General features: G+C 70.3%; 16 protein-coding genes and 2 pseudogenes. 6 read left to right on the top strand and 12 right to left on the bottom strand.

Translation table 11 applies throughout. The annotated features are described in order from the left end of the window. Window positions 1-171 precede the first annotated feature (171 nt). A complete protein-coding gene (locus ACIA6C_RS26270) occupies window positions 172-1557 on the bottom strand; it encodes an NAD(P)/FAD-dependent oxidoreductase (protein ID WP_361137152.1) in 1386 nt (461 codons plus the stop codon). A 681-nt stretch (window positions 1558-2238) separates the two neighbouring features. Between ACIA6C_RS26270 and ACIA6C_RS26265 the strand changes: the two are divergent. The 5 genes and pseudogenes from ACIA6C_RS26265 (at window position 2239) to ACIA6C_RS26245 (ending at window position 4247) form a co-directional block, all read left to right on the top strand. Then, window positions 2239-2512 (top strand): annotated as a pseudogene (locus ACIA6C_RS26265) (type II toxin-antitoxin system Phd/YefM family antitoxin). Next, on the top strand, window positions 2509-2778 hold the full coding sequence (locus ACIA6C_RS26260) for a type II toxin-antitoxin system RelE/ParE family toxin (RefSeq protein WP_399279408.1): 270 nt from the start codon (window positions 2509-2511) through the stop codon (window positions 2776-2778). The pseudogene ACIA6C_RS26265 and the gene ACIA6C_RS26260 overlap by 4 nt, the downstream one beginning before the upstream one ends. A 180-nt stretch (window positions 2779-2958) precedes the next feature. Continuing rightward, window positions 2959-3231 carry a type II toxin-antitoxin system Phd/YefM family antitoxin gene (locus ACIA6C_RS26255; protein WP_399279406.1) on the top strand — a complete coding sequence of 91 codons (273 nt, stop codon included), beginning with the start codon at window positions 2959-2961 and terminating at the stop codon, window positions 3229-3231. Then, window positions 3215-3469, top strand: a pseudogene (locus ACIA6C_RS26250) (type II toxin-antitoxin system RelE/ParE family toxin); the annotation flags it as partial. The gene ACIA6C_RS26255 and the pseudogene ACIA6C_RS26250, both read left to right, overlap by 17 nt. Window positions 3470-4001: 532 nt before the next feature. Continuing rightward, window positions 4002-4247, top strand: a complete 246-nt coding sequence (locus ACIA6C_RS26245; RefSeq protein ID WP_399279405.1) for a hypothetical protein — start codon at window positions 4002-4004, stop codon at window positions 4245-4247. Between the two features lie 48 nt (window positions 4248-4295). On the opposite strand, the gene ACIA6C_RS26240 is transcribed toward ACIA6C_RS26245, so the two are convergent. The 7 genes from ACIA6C_RS26240 to ACIA6C_RS26210 form a co-directional block, all read right to left on the bottom strand. Then, window positions 4296-4631, bottom strand: coding sequence for an ArsR/SmtB family transcription factor (locus tag ACIA6C_RS26240; protein WP_399279403.1), 336 nt, complete (start codon window positions 4629-4631; stop codon window positions 4296-4298). Window positions 4632-4892: 261 nt separating this feature from the next. Beyond that, a complete protein-coding gene (locus tag ACIA6C_RS26235) occupies window positions 4893-5957 on the bottom strand; it encodes a prephenate dehydrogenase (RefSeq protein ID WP_399279401.1) in 1065 nt (354 codons plus the stop codon). Window positions 5958-6145: 188 nt separating this feature from the next. Then, a complete protein-coding gene (locus ACIA6C_RS26230) occupies window positions 6146-6640 on the bottom strand; it encodes an asparagine synthase-related protein (protein ID WP_399279399.1) in 495 nt (164 codons plus the stop codon). Window positions 6641-6737: 97 nt separating this feature from the next. Next, window positions 6738-7205, bottom strand: a complete 468-nt coding sequence (locus ACIA6C_RS26225; protein WP_399279397.1) for a hypothetical protein — start codon at window positions 7203-7205, stop codon at window positions 6738-6740. Then, window positions 7206-8510, bottom strand: coding sequence for an MFS transporter (locus ACIA6C_RS26220; RefSeq protein ID WP_399279395.1), 1305 nt, complete (start codon window positions 8508-8510; stop codon window positions 7206-7208). Between the two features lie 26 nt (window positions 8511-8536). Further along, complete coding sequence (locus ACIA6C_RS26215) at window positions 8537-9523, bottom strand: LLM class F420-dependent oxidoreductase (protein ID WP_399279393.1); 987 nt, start codon at window positions 9521-9523, stop codon at window positions 8537-8539. Between the two features lie 75 nt (window positions 9524-9598). Then, window positions 9599-10621 (bottom strand): phenylacetate--CoA ligase family protein, encoded by a 1023-nt coding sequence (locus ACIA6C_RS26210; RefSeq protein WP_399279391.1) that lies wholly within the window; start codon window positions 10619-10621, stop codon window positions 9599-9601. Between the two features lie 238 nt (window positions 10622-10859). Between ACIA6C_RS26210 and ACIA6C_RS26205 the strand changes: the two genes are divergently transcribed. Continuing rightward, a complete protein-coding gene (locus ACIA6C_RS26205) occupies window positions 10860-11132 on the top strand; it encodes a hypothetical protein (RefSeq protein ID WP_399279389.1) in 273 nt (90 codons plus the stop codon). 156 nt (window positions 11133-11288) lie between these two features. On the opposite strand, the gene ACIA6C_RS26200 is transcribed toward ACIA6C_RS26205, so the two are convergent. From ACIA6C_RS26200 to eno, 4 genes are all read right to left on the bottom strand, one after another. Further along, window positions 11289-12260 carry an exopolyphosphatase gene (locus ACIA6C_RS26200; RefSeq protein ID WP_399279387.1) on the bottom strand — a complete coding sequence of 324 codons (972 nt, stop codon included), beginning with the start codon at window positions 12258-12260 and terminating at the stop codon, window positions 11289-11291. Next, on the bottom strand, window positions 12257-12796 hold the full coding sequence (locus ACIA6C_RS26195; RefSeq protein ID WP_399279385.1) for a DUF501 domain-containing protein: 540 nt from the start codon (window positions 12794-12796) through the stop codon (window positions 12257-12259). The genes ACIA6C_RS26200 and ACIA6C_RS26195 overlap by 4 nt, the downstream gene beginning before the upstream one ends. A 40-nt stretch (window positions 12797-12836) precedes the next feature. Then, the gene (locus tag ACIA6C_RS26190) at window positions 12837-13325 is read right to left on the bottom strand and encodes a septum formation initiator family protein (RefSeq protein WP_136213601.1); all 489 of its coding nucleotides are present in this window, start codon (window positions 13323-13325) and stop codon (window positions 12837-12839) included. A 122-nt stretch (window positions 13326-13447) separates the two neighbouring features. Then, window positions 13448-14743, bottom strand: a complete 1296-nt coding sequence (eno, locus tag ACIA6C_RS26185) for a phosphopyruvate hydratase (protein WP_361137154.1) — start codon at window positions 14741-14743, stop codon at window positions 13448-13450. Between the last annotated feature and the right edge of the window lie 253 nt (window positions 14744-14996).

Raw genomic sequence — 14996 nt, 5'->3', positions numbered from 1 at the left:
GCGCCCCGAAGCCCGTGCCCCCATCCCGAAGCCCGGCCCCGAAGCCCCGCCCCGACGCCGGGGCCCCCGCCGACCGGGGGCCGCCGCGATGGCGGGAACGCCGAAGGGGCCGCCCGCACCACGGATGGCGGGCGGCCCCTTCGGGGCGTGCATGGCGTGCTCAGGCGCGCGTCAGGAGGCCTTCGCCTTCTGGGCCGGGGCCTGGGCGGCTGCCGGGGCCGGGGCCGGCTTGGCGGCCTCGTAGAACTCCTCGCGCGGGGACTCCAGCGCGCCGAGGGAGACGACCTCGCGCTTGAGGAACATGCCGAGGGTCCAGTCGGCGAAGACGCGGATCTTGCGGTTCCAGGTCGGCATGGCCATGCCGTGGTAGCCACGGTGCATGTACCAGGCGAGCCGGCCCTTGAGCTTGATCTTCATCTTGCCCATGACGATCATCGCGACGCCCTTGTGGAGGCCGAGGCCCGCCACCGCACCCTTGTTGGAGTGCGAGTACTCGGTCTGCGGGAAGCCCCGCATGCCCGAGATGACGTTGTCGCCGAGGACCTTGGCCTGGCGCAGCGCGTGCTGGGCGTTCGGCGGGCACCAGGCGTTCTCGACGCCGGCCTTGCGGGACGCGACGTCCGGGACCTGGGCGTTGTCGCCCGCGGCCCAGATGTAGTCGGTGCCGGTGACCTGGAGGGTCGGGGAGGCGTCGACGTGGCCGCGCGGACCCAGCGGGAGGCCGTAGCGGGCCAGGACCGGGTTCGGCTTGACGCCGGCGGTCCAGACGATGGTGTTGGAGTCGACCTCGAGGCCGTTCTTCAGCACCACGTGGCCGTCCACGCAGGAGTCCATGGAGGTGTTGAGGTAGATCTCGATGCCGCGGGACTCGAGGTGCTCCTTGCCCCAGGTGCCGAGCTTCGGCCCGACCTCGGGAAGGATCTTGTCCGCCGCGTCGACCAGGATGAAGCGCATGTCCTCGCGCTTGATGCTGGAGTAGTACTTGGCCGCGTCGCGGGCCATGTCCTCGACCTCACCGATGGTCTCCGCGCCGGCGAAGCCGCCGCCGACGAAGACGAAGGTGAGGGCCTTGCGGCGGACGTTCTCGTCCGTCGTGGACTCGGCCTTGTCGAGCTGCTCGAGGACGTGGTTGCGCAGGCCGATGCCCTCTTCGACGCCCTTCATGCCTATGCCCTGTTCGGCGAGGCCGGGGATCGGGAAGGTGCGGGAGACGGCGCCGAGCGCGATCACCAGGTAGTCGAAGGGCAGCTCGTACGCCTCGCCGACGAGCGGCGTGACGACGGCGACCTTGCGGTCCTGGTCGATGCTGGTGACCCGGCCGGTGAGGACCTCTGCCTTGGGCAGCACGCGTCGCAGCGGGACGACGACGTGCCGAGGCGAGATGCTGCCTGCGGCCACTTCGGGGAGGAAGGGCTGGTAGGTCATGTACGAGCGCGGGTCGACAACCGTGACGGTCGCCTCGCCGTAGCGCATCTTCTTCATGATGCGCTTGGCTGCGTACAGGCCTACGTACCCACCTCCTACAACGAGGATCCTGGGACGCTCCGTGGTGCTCATGGAACGAGTATCCAGCACCCCAAGGGGTGACGCTCGTGAGCCCCTTCACAAGGTACTCGGAACCCTCTGCTACACTGCGCCGCCCACGTGACCCACGTCATGGTGCCGAACGGGAACCACGGTGCAACGACAGACGTTGTTCACCCGTCCTGAACTGGCCTCCTAGGCCGAAAACGGAGTAGACCACCGGGTTCGTGGATACCTACCGAGCCGCGCGTCCGCCCTCCCGCAATCGCACGAACGCTCGCACAAAAAGGGCCCGCGGGGCCCGGGAACGCCCCGAAGGACCCTCCGCGTCACCCTGCGGACCTCTTTTCCTTGTGAAGAACTTCACGAAGCTCGTGCATTCGAAGGCTCTTCCGCCTCCCGAACAGGCCGCCACAAGGCCGGGTCGATACCCGCTCCAGGCCCGAACCACCCCCGGACCAGGCCGACTCCGGCCACGGAACTCCCGCCGCCGACTTCAAGGGTGGGCTACCGTCGCGGCGTCTGAACGCGGCCGAGGCGCCCCGGGCGGGTCACCAGGGCGGCGCGGGCTCAACGCGTCGGAAGGTCAGGGCCGGCGGTCCGCCGTCTCCACCGCTTCCGCGGCGTCGAAAGCGATACCGCCCTATCTCCGGTGAATCCGCACTCCGTCGCCACCCGTCGGCGCGTGTACACATCCGCGAGTACACTGCCGACATGAGTGAGGACGCAGTGACCGTGCGCGAAGCCCGAGCCCACCTCGCGGACCACATCAACCGTGCCGAACAGGGCGCACCGACCATAATCGCGCGGAACGGCGCCCCAGTGGCCGCCCTGGTCCCCATCGCGGACTTCAACGCACTCGACGAAGCGGCCGACGAACTGCTCGCCCGCGAGGGCGAGGCAGTACTTGCCGGAGGCGGCCCGACCGTGGCCATGGCCGAAGCTGCCGGCCGACCTGTTCAGCGAGGGGGGTGACGGCTCGGCGTGAAGCACGTCTTCCGGTTCACCACCTCGGCACGACGGCAACTTCGTGCGATCGACAAGCCGGCCGCGATGCGCATCCTCGCCGCGCTCACCGCTCTGGGTGACGATCCCTTGCGCGAGGACGCAGACATCAAGAAGCTGACCGGGCCCTCCGGCCTCTACCGGCTTCGGGTCGACAGCTACCGCATCGCCTACCAGGTACTCGACGGCGAGCTCGTCATCCTCGCCGTCAAGGCCGGCGACCGCCGTAACGTCTACCGCAACATCTGAAGCAGGGGGGTGGCGCTCCGATCGGCTCATCGAAGCGCCGCCTCAGCAGGCAGGACCGCTGCTTGTCGGTCTCGACCGCTTCCGCGGCGACGAACGCGATGCCGTCCAGTATCTCCGGCGAACCCGCACCGGTTTGACGCCGAACAGGTGCGTGTACACACCCGCGCGTACACTGCTGTCATGAGTGAGAACGCTGTGACCGTGCGCGAAGCCCGTGCCCATCTCGCGGACCACATCAATCGTGCGGAGCAGGGCGCACCGACCATAATCACCCGTAACGGCGCCCCGGTGGCCGCCCTGGTCCCCATCGCGGACTTCAACGCACTCGAAGAAGCGGCCGACGAACTGCTCGCCCGCGAGGCCAAGGCCGTTCTGGCCGAAGGCGGTCCGACGGTGACCATGGCCGAGCTGCTGGCCGACCTGTTCAGCGAACGGGGTGACGGCGCGGCGTGAGTACGCGTTCCGGTTCGCCACCCCGGCACAACGACAACTCCGGGCGATCGACAAACCGGCCGCGATGCGCATCCTCGCCGCACTGACGGCGCTGGGAGACGATCCGTACCGCGAGGACGCCGACGTCAAGAAACTCATCGGACCGTCCGGCCTCTACCGGCTCCGCCCAGTAGTTACCGGATCGCGTGAGAAGCCCTGGACGGCGAGCTTGATCCTCGTCGTCAAGGTCGGCGACCGGATAAGTATCGCGAACCCCACCCTGACCTGCACAAATACGACGCAGGAGGGAACTCGTAGGCGCCTCTGGGACTTTCCTGGGACTCAGGCCAGGCCGGAGGCTTCGAGTGACGGACACTGGAGTACTTATGTGGCCGTCCGGCGGACCGCTGGGAGGCAGTCCGCCGGCGGCCACAACGCGCGGCACCCGCGGCCAGTCAAGGGGATCCGGACGTAGGACCAGTCCAGGCCGAGCGCCGCCTACCCGCCTTTCCTGGGCGTCCACGCACATCGCATCCACTGGAGCCGGGTCGTGGAGAAGCGCGGCCCGGTGTGGAATCTGAGCGCAGCCTGGCATTCACCGGCCTGGAGGCCAGGTGCCTTCTGCGGCGGGAGTGGCAGCACTGGCTCGATGAGCGCCCGCAACCGTCGTCCGCGTCTCACGACTGGTTTCCGACGCCTCACCGAGGGCGGAATCGCTACCTGTCACCTCATGGACGACCGAGCAGCGGTCGATTACCTCCGACAGCTTCACTATCCAAGTCAGCTCCTGAGTGAGCCTGCTCTTCGCCGGCGCCGAGGCCATATGGGGGCTGCACCCTCTCTTACCGGCTTCGCTCACCGACCCGGACCGGTCGCTTCCCGTGACGCTGCGGGTCGCCGCACACCTCGGCGAGGCGCTGGTCGATTCTGTGCTGCGGGCTCTGTCGGACGCGCTGCACGACCTGCCCGTCGAGTTCCTGGCGATGAACCCGGCGATCGGGGATGTGCTGGAACTCACCCCAAGCTCCGCCGCCTGAGGCGCCGCACCGGGGGAACGGGCGCCCCGGAATCCCCCAGGACGGCTCCTACTCGCCGGTGACCGGCGCGGCGGGGGCTGGATGGGCCAGACAGCGGATCACGGCGTCGAACAGGCCGGGGAAGCGGGCCTCGAGGTCGTCGAGCCGCAGCGAGATGAATCTCCAGGTGCCGTCGACCCTGGTGTGGGTGATCCCCGCCTCCCTGAGCACCTTGAAGTGATGGGAGAGCGTCGACTTCGCCAGCTGTGTGTTGAGCTTGCTGCAGTTGCGTTCCTGACCGTTGGCCAGGTCCTGCACGATGTGCAGCCTCGCCGGGTCGCTGAGCGCGTGGAAGACGGCGGCGAGCTGGATGTCCTCGCGGGCGGGCTCGCTGAGAGAGCGCAACAGGGGCTCCGTGGTTCGCTTGTTCGGTGATCGTTGAACTTCAACCGTACCTCCCGCTGTGGCGGAAGGTGCGGTCCGGTGCGGCGGCCACCATCCAGATCGAAAAGGACGGTCCGATATGGCGGCCGGCCCGTCACCTCGTACGGCCGCCGTTGAGGGCCGGTTCGCGGACCGTCGACTCGTCGCCGCGTGACTCACCGCGCACCACGCGGAGCGACCGGCTCCCCCACGTTTCGACACGGACTGCCCATCCCTCGTCCGTCAACCCGCGTGCGAGATCCAGGGCCTGGTGGGGCGGCACCGTGAAGACGGCACGGCCTCCGGTCTCGTCGGCTCCGTAGTCCAGACCGCCGCCTGGGCAGTGTTGCCTGTCAACTCACCGGCCAGGTCCAACAGTTGGGATAGGGCTCCGGACTCGTCGGCGAAGGCCACGGCCACGGTGACCGTACCGGGTCTGGTTCCGGCCTGCGTCCCCGTCACCCGGGCCCGTCCGGCGACACCGCGGGCGAGCATGTCGGTCAGCACTGCTCCGTCCACCGCAAGCGCGCCGCCCCGGTCCGGACTCAGGGCGCGGAGGGTTCCTATGACCTGCGAGAGGTCCGCACTCACCAGGTCCAGGACGTCCGCCACGTCCGCCGCGTTCTGCTGGAGGATGTCCGCCCAGAGGACGGGGTCCGCGGCGGCGATCCGGGTCACGTCCCGCAGCCCCGTCCCGGCGAGCCGTACGGCAGCGTCGGGGGCGGGTATCAGCCGCGCCGCCATCAGGGCGGCCAGCACATGCGGCACGTGGGATGTCAGAGCGACGACCCGGTCATGGAGCCCGCTGTCCATCACCATGGGCACCGCCCCGCAGGTAGCCACCATGCTCAGGGTCCGGTTGAGCGTCTCGCCATCTGTCTGCGATGAGGGCGTGAGCACCCACGTACGGTCCTGGAACAGGTCGGCCCGCGCCCCGAGCGGCCCGGAGCACTCCCGGCCCGCCAGGGGGTGGCCCCCTATGAAGGTGGACGTGTCCACCCCGAGCTTCGCGAAGTGCCGTTCGGTAGCCCGCTTGACGCTGGCGACGTCGGTGTAGCTGTGCGCCAGCCGCTGCCGTTGCCACTCGGACAGGACCGGTCCCACCATGCTCGGCGGCACGGCCAGCACGGCCAGGTCGACCGGTTCCCTGGGCGCCGTCGGCGTCCCGGCCCCCAGGGAGGCGGCCGTTCGGACCGCCACGGCGTCGGTGTCCACAAGATGCACCTGGACGCCGGCCCGGCTGAGGGCGAGGGCCACCGACGTGCCGATCAGGCCGGTCCCGACCACGGCCGCGGTCCGCAGGATCACCGCGCGCTCCCCGCGACCGGGGCACGGCCGGCTGCCCACCGCGGCACCTCGGGCAGCAGAATCCGGGCCCGGTGAAAGGTGCTACGGGCAGACATCGTCAGCTGCCGGTTCACGGCCATGAATCGTTCCTTTCCCAGCGGTCGGGTGGTACCCGCGTGGCCTGCGCGCCGCTCGGGAGGACCGTGCCCTCAGAGGACGACATCGACCCGGTAGCGCCGCAGCCACGCGTCGAGCTGGAGGATGCGGGGCAGCATCGGCGGTGGGCTGAAGGAACCCGAGCCGCTCTCGGTCGCACGGACCATGCCCGCGACGGCATCCGTGTCGATCAGCGCGAGAACCGGCGAGGAACGGTCGGCCAGCAGTGCGCGGGCCCGCCCTCGGGTCGCCGCCAGATAGGCGGAGCCGACCCCCGACGGGAAGGCGCTCTTGGGCCGGTCGACGATGGCGTCGGGCACCAGTCCCCGGGCGGCCCGGCGCAGGACACTCTTCTGGACACCGTCGGCAGTGTGCAGGGACCAGGGAATGTTCCAGGCGTACTCGACGAGGCGGTGAACGCAGAGCGAGAGCCAGGTGCCAGCGGCGTCGGGTCCACGGCACACCATGGTCTGGGTCATGGCCTCCACCGTGTCCTTCTCCTGGGTGAGGTCACGTTCCCAGTCGGCCCGGCCGGCGATTCCACACATGCTTTCTCCTTGAAGATCTCTGCTTCGGTTACGTGTCGTACCGCGACGACACGGGTGCGGCACGATCGAGGGGTGCCGGAAACGCCGCCGGACCGGTTCAGTCCCCGGTGGGGCCGCCCTCGGTCCTGCAGGTCCAGCTGCAGCCCCGGTCGGCGAGTTCGTGAGAGAGCGTGGCTCCCAGCTGCTCGGCGGTGCGGTAGCGGAAGTCGACGCAGAACTCGCAGGGCCGCTTCAGGGTCAGTTCGACGCCCTGCTGCTGGACACGCTCCCGGTAGTCGTAGATGCCGCAGCGCCGGACTTCCAGGTGCTTGGTCCCGTCGGCTTCCGTGGTGGTGTAGTCGGAACCGTAGACGTCGAGCATGCTCGCCAGGCCGTCCAGGAGGCTGCGTGCCTGGTCCGCGGGGTCGAGCGGCCGCTTCCTGGTCGACTCGGCCGTGATCCCGGCCATGTACTCGGTCCACTCCGGGAGCCGTTCCGCTCCCATGTACTTCTCAATCGCCGCCTGGGGGCGGAAGTAGACCCCGAGGACGAACTGGGCCTTCTCGGCATCTGTCATGGCAGTCATTCAGCTGGCCTTTCCTTCGGGGCTCGATGCCGGGGCGGTGGAGGAGGCGCCGACGGCCCCCGGCTCGGCTGCGTCGGCGGTACGGGTCCGGGAGACCAGGACCAGGGGAACGACGATGAGCGTGCACAGCGCGCACAGCGCACCGATGACGAAGAAGCTGGAGCCGGCCGACAGCAGCGCGGTGGCGGCCGCGGTGCCCACCATGACCCCGACGTACTGGGAGGACGCGTTCAGCGACAGCGCCGTCCCACGGGCGCGGGGGCTCAGCTCGCTGACGAGGGTGGTCAGGGATGCCTGGCCGAAGCCGATCGCGGCGCCCCAGATGCCCTGCACCACGATCGCCGCCACGAGGGAGCCGGTGGTCAGGGAGAAGACGACGACGGCGAGCGCGGCAGCGACGCCGGCGATGGCGATCACCAGGCGGCGTCCGTACCGGTCGGCCGTCCTGCCGCCGTAAAGGTTGCCGAGCACGCTGCAGGCGCCCGCCAGCAGCATGGCCAGGCCGGTCTGTCCGGTGGTCAGGGAATAGGCGGACCGGTAGAACTCGCCGACGTTGGCGAACATGCCCTGCAGGCCCGCGCTCCAGAACATCGTCGAGCCGAGCACGAACAGCACGGGCTTCATCGACAGAGCGGCCTTGAACTGACCGATGTACACCTTGACCGGCCCGCCGGGCAGTTGGCGGGGCGGCTGACCGCCGGGGAACCGCAGCGCGGCCCATACCAGGGCCACGGCGCCCAGCGCACCGATGCCGAAGAAGCACCAGCGCCAGGAAGCCACCTGGGCCACCAGGGCGCCGGCCGGCACACCGATGACCGAGGAACCCATGAGCATGCCGGTGATCACGCCGATGGCGGAGCCACGGCGCTCCGGCGGGACCCGGTCGGAGACGGCCGCGAAGACGCTCGGCAGCAGCATGGCCGCACCGAGACCGGCCAGGGCGCGGAACGCCAGGGTGAGGGCGAAGCTGGAGCCCACACCGGTCAGCGCGGTGCTGACCGAGAAGACCACCAGGCCGGCCAGGGCGGTGGGCTTGCGGCCCCAGCGGTCGGAGACGGGGCCGAACAGGGGCCCGACCACGGCGTACACCAGGGCGTACGCGGTCACCAGCAGGCCCCCCGAGTGGGCGGAGGTGTGGGTGGCCTCGGCGATGCTGGGGATCAGGGGTGACACGACGAGCGTGTCGGACCCGACGAGCAGGGCGGCGAAGGCGCCGACGGTGAGCAGGGCCTTGGTGGGCGCGTCGAAGGACGCGGGCCGGCCGGTGCCGTCGGCGGTGGCGGTGGCGGTGGCGGTGGCGGACATGATTCCTCCGTGGGGGGACGTTGCGGTCAGGAGCCTGCCGGGGAGAGGGCGTGCAGGGCGGCTGTGGCGCCGGGCAGGCCCCCGCCGAACTCGGGTGGGGGGATGAGCGCGATGATCGTGGTGTCGATGCCGGCGGCCACGAAACGCTCCAGGTGCTCCCGGCACTCCTCAGGGCTGCCGTGCACGAACAGTTCGTCCAGCAGCCGGTCGGGCAGCAGGGTCTGCGCCCGGTGCCAGTCGCCGGCGAGCCAGGCTTCGCGCATGGGCCCGAGCAGGTCGGCCCGTCCCAACCAGGAGTGGAACGCCCAGTAGGTGCGGGCCATGAGCATCGGGGTCAGCACGCGCCGCCCGATCATGCGGCCGAGCTCCCGGTCGGCGGTCGGGCACACGAAGAAGCGCCCGAGGGCGCGATCACCAACGTCCTGACCGTCGAGGACGTACCGTGTGTCGCCAAGGAGTTCCGCGCCGAGGGCGGGGGCAAGGAGCTGATCGGCCTCGCGGGCGGCGAGCCGCAGCATGCCCGGCCTGAGGGCGCCGAGCATCACGCGCGGCGCCCTGGGCGGGAGCTGGGACAAGTGGAATCCCTTGATGCGGAAGGTGTCGAAGTCCCCCTGGACCAGCTCACCGTGGAACGCGGTGCGCAGGAACCGGGCGGTGTCCCGCACGTGCCGGTAGGGCTCGCGGAACGGAATGCCGTTGATGTCCTCGACGAACGGCGGGCCGGAGGCCCCGATCCCGACGACCACCTCTGCGTCGGTCGCCTCAGCCAGGGTCGCCGCCGTCATCGCCAGGGTGGCGGGGCCGCGGGTCTGGGCCGGGATCACCGAGGTGCCCAGCCGTAGCGATGGGCACCAGGCGGCGGCGAGCGCGAGGGGGGTGAAGGCGTCCGGACCCGCCGACTCGGCGGTCCAGACATCCGTGTAGCCCCAGTCGGGCGCCCTCTCCAGAAGCGTCCGGTGTTCTCTGAGCGGTAACCCCGGGATCGGGATCGAGAATCCTGCGCGGTGTGTCATGGCTTTCTCCAGGCGTCTCGGCTGCCGGAACGGCAACAGACCCTGACACTATGCATAGTTCGCTGGTTCTACAATCTACGAACTAGCCACCTCGGCAAGGGTCTTCCGGACGATGTCCGCGATCGGGGCCGGAAGTCGGCCCGGTCGGCCCCAGTTGCGCTCCTCGTCCGAGTCCAGCACGCGGGACAGCTTCCAGCCCAGGTACTGGCCCAGCGACGCCAGCGGAGGAAGCTGCTCCACCGCCCGGACCACCAGCCGCTTGCCGGGGAAGAGGTCCGCCAGCGTGTCCGCCATCTCCTCCGCCCAGGAAGGCGACGGCGGCTCGTCGGTCGTGGTCAGGCACAGCACGTCGTCGCCGCGCAGGATCAGCATGTAGTTGAGGACGACCGGCCGGGGAGCGGTCTGCGCCCACATCCTCGCCTCGACGTCGTTCTGCCGGATCCCCCGGTCGGACAGCGGCAGGACGTCCTGCGACCGACCTTGGGTGCGCAGCACCGGCAGCGCCAGGCCGCACGCGCAGCTGCCGGAGTCGGTCTCGACCAGGTCACCGGTGCGGTAGCGCAGCAGCGGCCGGCCGTCCAGATCGAGGGTGGTGACGACGAGTTCGCCGCGGTCCGGGCTGCCGTCGATCAGCCGAGTCCCCGAGTCGTCCAGCAGTTCCAGGACGTAGCTCTGGGTCTGTAGGTGCAGCGAGCCCTCCTCGCAGCTGAGGGCGGTGGTCCCGGTCTCGGACGAGCCATACGCGGCCACGTACGCCGTCGCGCCGGTGAGCCGCTCCATATGGCGCAGGAAGCTCGGGCCGGTCTGCTCGGCCATCAGCAACAGCGTCTTGAACCGCGGCACGGCCGCGCCCTGGCGCCGGGCGAACTGGATCAGCTCCAGCAGCCGGGAGGGCGGCCCGACGAAGACGTTCGCCTTCAGGTCCTCGACCAGCCGCAGAACCCGGCTGTAGTCGCCGGTGATGTTGTCGACCCAGGGGCGCAGCGACATCACGCCCAGGTACTCCAGCACCTTCTCGAACTGGTAGGCGGCCGGCGCGAAGGGAGCGTTGATGAGGATCATCGCCACGTCGCCGGGGCTCACGATCTGGCCCCACATTTCGCCGATTTGACCGTGTTGACCACCAGATCGTCCACGGCCTTGGGCGCGGCGATCGGGTTGCCGGTCGTCCCCGACGACTCGTAGTAGTGCACGAACTCGTTGAGCTGCCGGGTAAAGGCCCCCTGCCCCAACCTGCTCGGCAGAGGCTTCTCCAGGAGCGGCAGGGACGGGAGGACCTCGTCGCACCGAGCCAGCGTAGGCGAGCACCATGGCCATCTGCAGGAGTGTCTTCAGCTTGCCGCTGACCTGGTCGGCCCGAGCCCCGGGCGAGCGCTACCAGAACACCGACGACATCGTCGCCGCGCGGGGGCGCACGGTCGCCGGCATCTTCATCGAGGAAGGCGAGCCTGCCACGCGATCGAGAAGGGCCGTTCCAGCAACCATGAGCGAGTCGGTGACGCGGATCAACGCCAGCAGCACGGCCCGCACCGATCGACGACCCGCGGACCGTGGGAGTCCCCCTGGGGCTTTCCAGGACTTCCGGCTGCATGAACAGGCACGAGCGTGAAACACCCGAAAGACCATTACTGCATGTCAGCACCCCGTGATCGGCCAGCCCTGCAGGTCACAACGCTGGCTGGTCTCTTCCGCGGCATCTGAGTCCGGCACGACGACGGCGCCCCGGTCGGCTCACCGGGGCGCCGCGGCTCCGCGCGTCGGGGGGTCAGGACCGGCGGTTCGCCGTCCCCGCCGCTTCCGCGGCGGCGAACGCGATGCCGTCGAGGATGTCGTGCTCCGAGACGACCACCTCCGAGGCGCCGACCCGCTCCATGATCGCGAGGAGGACCAGGGCGCCCGCGCCGATGACGTCGACCCGGCCCGGGTGGATCACCGCGATGGCCTCGCGTTCGGCGTGCGTGGAGGTCAGCATCCGCTCGGCGACCTCGCGGACCTTCTCGTAGGGGATCCGGGAGTGGTGGATCGCCGACGAGTCGTACTCGGGCAGGCCCAGCGCGATCGCGGCGACGGTGGTCACCGAGCCGGCGAGTCCCACCAGGGTGCGGGCCCGGCCCAGCGGCACGGTCTGCGAGGCGAGGTCGAGGGCGGCTTCGACGTCGGCCCGTATGGCGGCGACCTGCGCCCCGGTCGGCGGGTCGGCGACGACGCCGTCCACCACCAGGTGCCGTTCGGTCATCCGGACGCAGCCCACGTCCACGGAACGGGCCGCCTCGACGTGCTCCGAGCCGACCACGAACTCGGTGGAGCCGCCGCCGATGTCCACGACCAGGAACGGCCGCTCCAGGTCGGTGCGGCCCGTGAGTTCCTTGGTGGCGCCGTTGAAGGAGAACTCCGCCTCCTGGTCGCCGGTGATCACCTCGGGCTCCACACCCAGGATGTCCAGCACGCCCTGGACGAACTCCGCGCGGTTCTCGGCGTCCCGCGAGGCCGACGTGGCCACGAAACGCACCCGCTCGGCGCCCAGCTCCTCGATCACCGCCGCGTACGCGCGGCAGGCCGCGAACGTGCGCTCCAGCGCCTCCGGGGCCAGCCGGCCCGTCTCGTCCACGCCCTGGCCGAGCCGGACGATGGTCATCCGGCGGTCGAGCTCCACGAGGTCACCCGTCGCCGGGTCGCAGTCGGCGACCAGCAGGCGGATGGAGTTCGTACCGCAGTCGATGCCCGCGACCCGGATCACTGCGACGACTCCTTCTCCCCGGTGCACGGCGTGACGCAGGGCCCCTTGGACCACCACTCGGGCAGCATCGCCAGCGCCTCGTCGCCGAACGGGTTCACCCCGGGCCCGGCCGCCAGCGAGTGGCCGACCAGGACGTGCAGGCACTTCACCCGGTCCGGCATGCCACCGGCGCTCGGGAAGCCCTGGAGCACCTCGATGGCGTCGCGGCGGGTGATGTAGTCCTCGTGCGCGGCCCGGTAGGCGGCGGCCAGCTCCGGGTCCTCGGCGAGCCGCGCCTGCATCTCCCTCATCACGCCGTTGGCCTCCAGCGTGCCGATGGCTCCGGCGGCGCGCGGGCAGGTCAGGTAGTACAGCGTCGGGAAGGGGGTGCCGTCGGGGAGCCGGGGCGCGGTCTCCACGACGTCCGGCTGCCCGCAGGGGCAGCGGTGGGCGATGGCGCGCAGGCCGCGCGGCGGGCGGCCGAGCTGCTGCTCGAACGCCTCGATGTCCGCGGCGGTCGGCTCGGTTCGGTCGGTCTGGGGCGGGGGCGTCTGCATGCCTGGAGTGCGTCTCTTCGTTTCGTGTGGGTGGTCTGGGTCAGTCGCCGGGCCGGTCGGCCTTGTCGACGCCGTCCCAGACGTTCGAGTACCAGGGCCGGTCGGAACCGGCCTGCCCGGTGCGGCGGTGCTCGGCGGCCTCGGCCCCGGGGTCGTTCATGATGTAGCCGATCTCGCCCGGGCGCAGGAAGTGCAGGTGCTTGCGCGCCTGCTGCTCGGCGTAGGCCGGGTCCTGCCAGCGGGCCTTCTCGTCGCGCAACTGTTCGAGGCGTTTGCGCGCGCCGTCGGCGGCCCGCTGCTGGTCCGCGATCTCCGAGCGCTGGGACACGTACTGGCGCATCGGATAGGCGAGGGCGACGACCAGCGTACAGAGGACGAGCACCAGCAGCGCCGCCCGGCCGGTGAGCCGGCTGCGGCGGACCTGGCGGCGCGACTGCGAGCGGTAGACGTGGGCGGCGGTCCGCTCACCGAGTTGCTTGAGCCTCGTCGCGGTCGAGAAGGTGGAGAACCGATCCCGGTTCCCGGCCATGGCCCCGCCTCCCCTTCACCCGCAGTACGCAATACGTCCCCGCACACGGTACGGGACCGAGTGCGGGGACGTACGGAGGCAAGAGGGTAATTACCCCTCGCCATCACACCTGCCTGCTGTGCCTACTGGTCCGCGGGACGGAACCGCGGGAACGCCGAGCGGCCCGCGTAGACGGCGGCGTCGTCGAGGATCTCCTCGATGCGCAGCAGCTGGTTGTACTTGGCGACACGGTCCGAGCGGGCCGGGGCGCCGGTCTTGATCTGGCCGCAGTTCACCGCGACCGCGAGGTCGGCGATGGTGACGTCCTCGGTTTCGCCGGAGCGGTGCGACATCATGCACTTGAAGCCGTTGCGCTGCGCCATCTCGACGGCGTCCAGCGTCTCGGTCAGCGAACCGATCTGGTTGACCTTGACGAGCAGGGCGTTCGCGGAGCCCTCCTCGATGCCGCGGGCCAGGCGCTCCGGGTTGGTGACGAAGAGGTCGTCGCCGACGATCTGGACCTTGGAGCCCAGGCGGTCGGTGACGGTCTTCCAGCCGGCCCAGTCGTCCTCGAACAGCGGGTCCTCGATGGAGACGAGCGGGTACGCCTCGACGAGCTCGGCGTAGTACTCGGTCATCTCGGCGGCCGAGCGGGACTGGCCCTCGAACTCGTACTTGCCGTCCTTGTAGAACTCGGACGCGGCGACGTCGAGCGCGAGCGCGATGTCCTTGCCCGGGGTGTAGCCGGCCTGCTTGATGGCCTCGACGATGAGGTCGAGCGCGGCGCGGTTGGACTCCAGGTTCGGGGCGAAGCCGCCCTCGTCGCCCAGGCCGGTGGACAGGCCCTTGGTGTGCAGGACCTTCTTGAGGGTGTGGTAGACCTCCGCGCCCCAGCGCAGCGCCTCGGAGAAGGACTCCGCGCCGATCGGGGCGATCATGAACTCCTGGATGTCGACGTTGGAGTCGGCGTGCGACCCACCGTTGAGGATGTTCATCATCGGGACGGGCAGCAGGTGCGCGTTCGGGCCGCCGAGGTAGCGGAAGAGCGGCAGGTCCGAGGCCTCGGACGCGGCGTGCGCGACGGCGAGGGAGACGCCGAGGATGGCGTTGGCGCCGAGGGAGGCCTTGTTGTCGGTGGCGTCCAGGTCGAACATGGCCTGGTCGATCAGCCGCTGCTCGGTGGCGTCGTAGCCGACGAGCTCCGGGCCGATCTGCTCGATGACGGCGAGGACGGCCTTCTCGACACCCTTGCCCATGTAACGGTTGGGGTCACCGTCACGGAGCTCGATGGCCTCGAATGCACCGGTGGAGGCGCCGGACGGGACTGCAGCACGGCCGGTGCTGCCATCGTCGAGGCCCACCTCGACCTCGACCGTGGGGTTGCCTCGGGAGTCCAGGATTTCCCGGGCTACGACGACGTCGATGGACGGCACGAGCATCTCCTTCTGGGATGTGACGCTGGGTGTGCGGTGGCGGGTGGCCGTGGGACGGCCCTGCCGACTAGAGCCTAACCGGCTCCGGGCACTGGACCGGCCGACCGCCCGGGTCCTGGGACGAAAAACCGGCCGGACACCCGTTTTCCAGGACAAAGGGTGCGCCGATCGGCCCGCTCCGGGTCCGGTTGCGGGCCGGGCCCGCACGCGCACGCACCACCGCCCGGCGCGTGGGGGGACGCGCCGGGCGGTGGTCGGA

It is taken from the genome of Streptomyces sp. NPDC051578, from assembly GCF_044454045.1.
In the GTDB taxonomy this organism is placed as follows: Bacteria; Actinomycetota; Actinomycetes; order Streptomycetales; family Streptomycetaceae; genus Streptomyces.
Note: the sequence above shows the minus strand (reverse complement) of the source record. Positions and strands in the feature narration are given on the sequence as shown.

Excerpts from the sequence above, each read along its gene's own strand:
- ACIA6C_RS26270 (WP_361137152.1), bottom strand. The coding sequence starts at position 1,557 with ATGAGCACCACGGAGCGTCCCAGGATCCTCGTTGTAGGAGGTGGGTAC.
- ACIA6C_RS26255 (WP_399279406.1), top strand. The coding sequence starts at position 2,959 with ATGAGTGAGAACGCTGTGACCGTGCGCGAAGCCCGTGCCCATCTCGCG.
- ACIA6C_RS26230 (WP_399279399.1), bottom strand. The coding sequence starts at position 6,640 with ATGTGTGGAATCGCCGGCCGGGCCGACTGGGAACGTGACCTCACCCAG.
- ACIA6C_RS26225 (WP_399279397.1), bottom strand. The coding sequence starts at position 7,205 with ATGACTGCCATGACAGATGCCGAGAAGGCCCAGTTCGTCCTCGGGGTC.
- ACIA6C_RS26220 (WP_399279395.1), bottom strand. The coding sequence starts at position 8,510 with ATGTCCGCCACCGCCACCGCCACCGCCACCGCCGACGGCACCGGCCGG.
- ACIA6C_RS26215 (WP_399279393.1), bottom strand. The coding sequence starts at position 9,523 with ATGACACACCGCGCAGGATTCTCGATCCCGATCCCGGGGTTACCGCTC.
- ACIA6C_RS26210 (WP_399279391.1), bottom strand. The coding sequence starts at position 10,621 with ATGTGGGGCCAGATCGTGAGCCCCGGCGACGTGGCGATGATCCTCATC.
- ACIA6C_RS26195 (WP_399279385.1), bottom strand. The coding sequence starts at position 12,796 with ATGCAGACGCCCCCGCCCCAGACCGACCGAACCGAGCCGACCGCCGCG.
- ACIA6C_RS26190 (WP_136213601.1), bottom strand. The coding sequence starts at position 13,325 with ATGGCCGGGAACCGGGATCGGTTCTCCACCTTCTCGACCGCGACGAGG.
- eno (WP_361137154.1), bottom strand. The coding sequence starts at position 14,743 with ATGCTCGTGCCGTCCATCGACGTCGTCGTAGCCCGGGAAATCCTGGAC.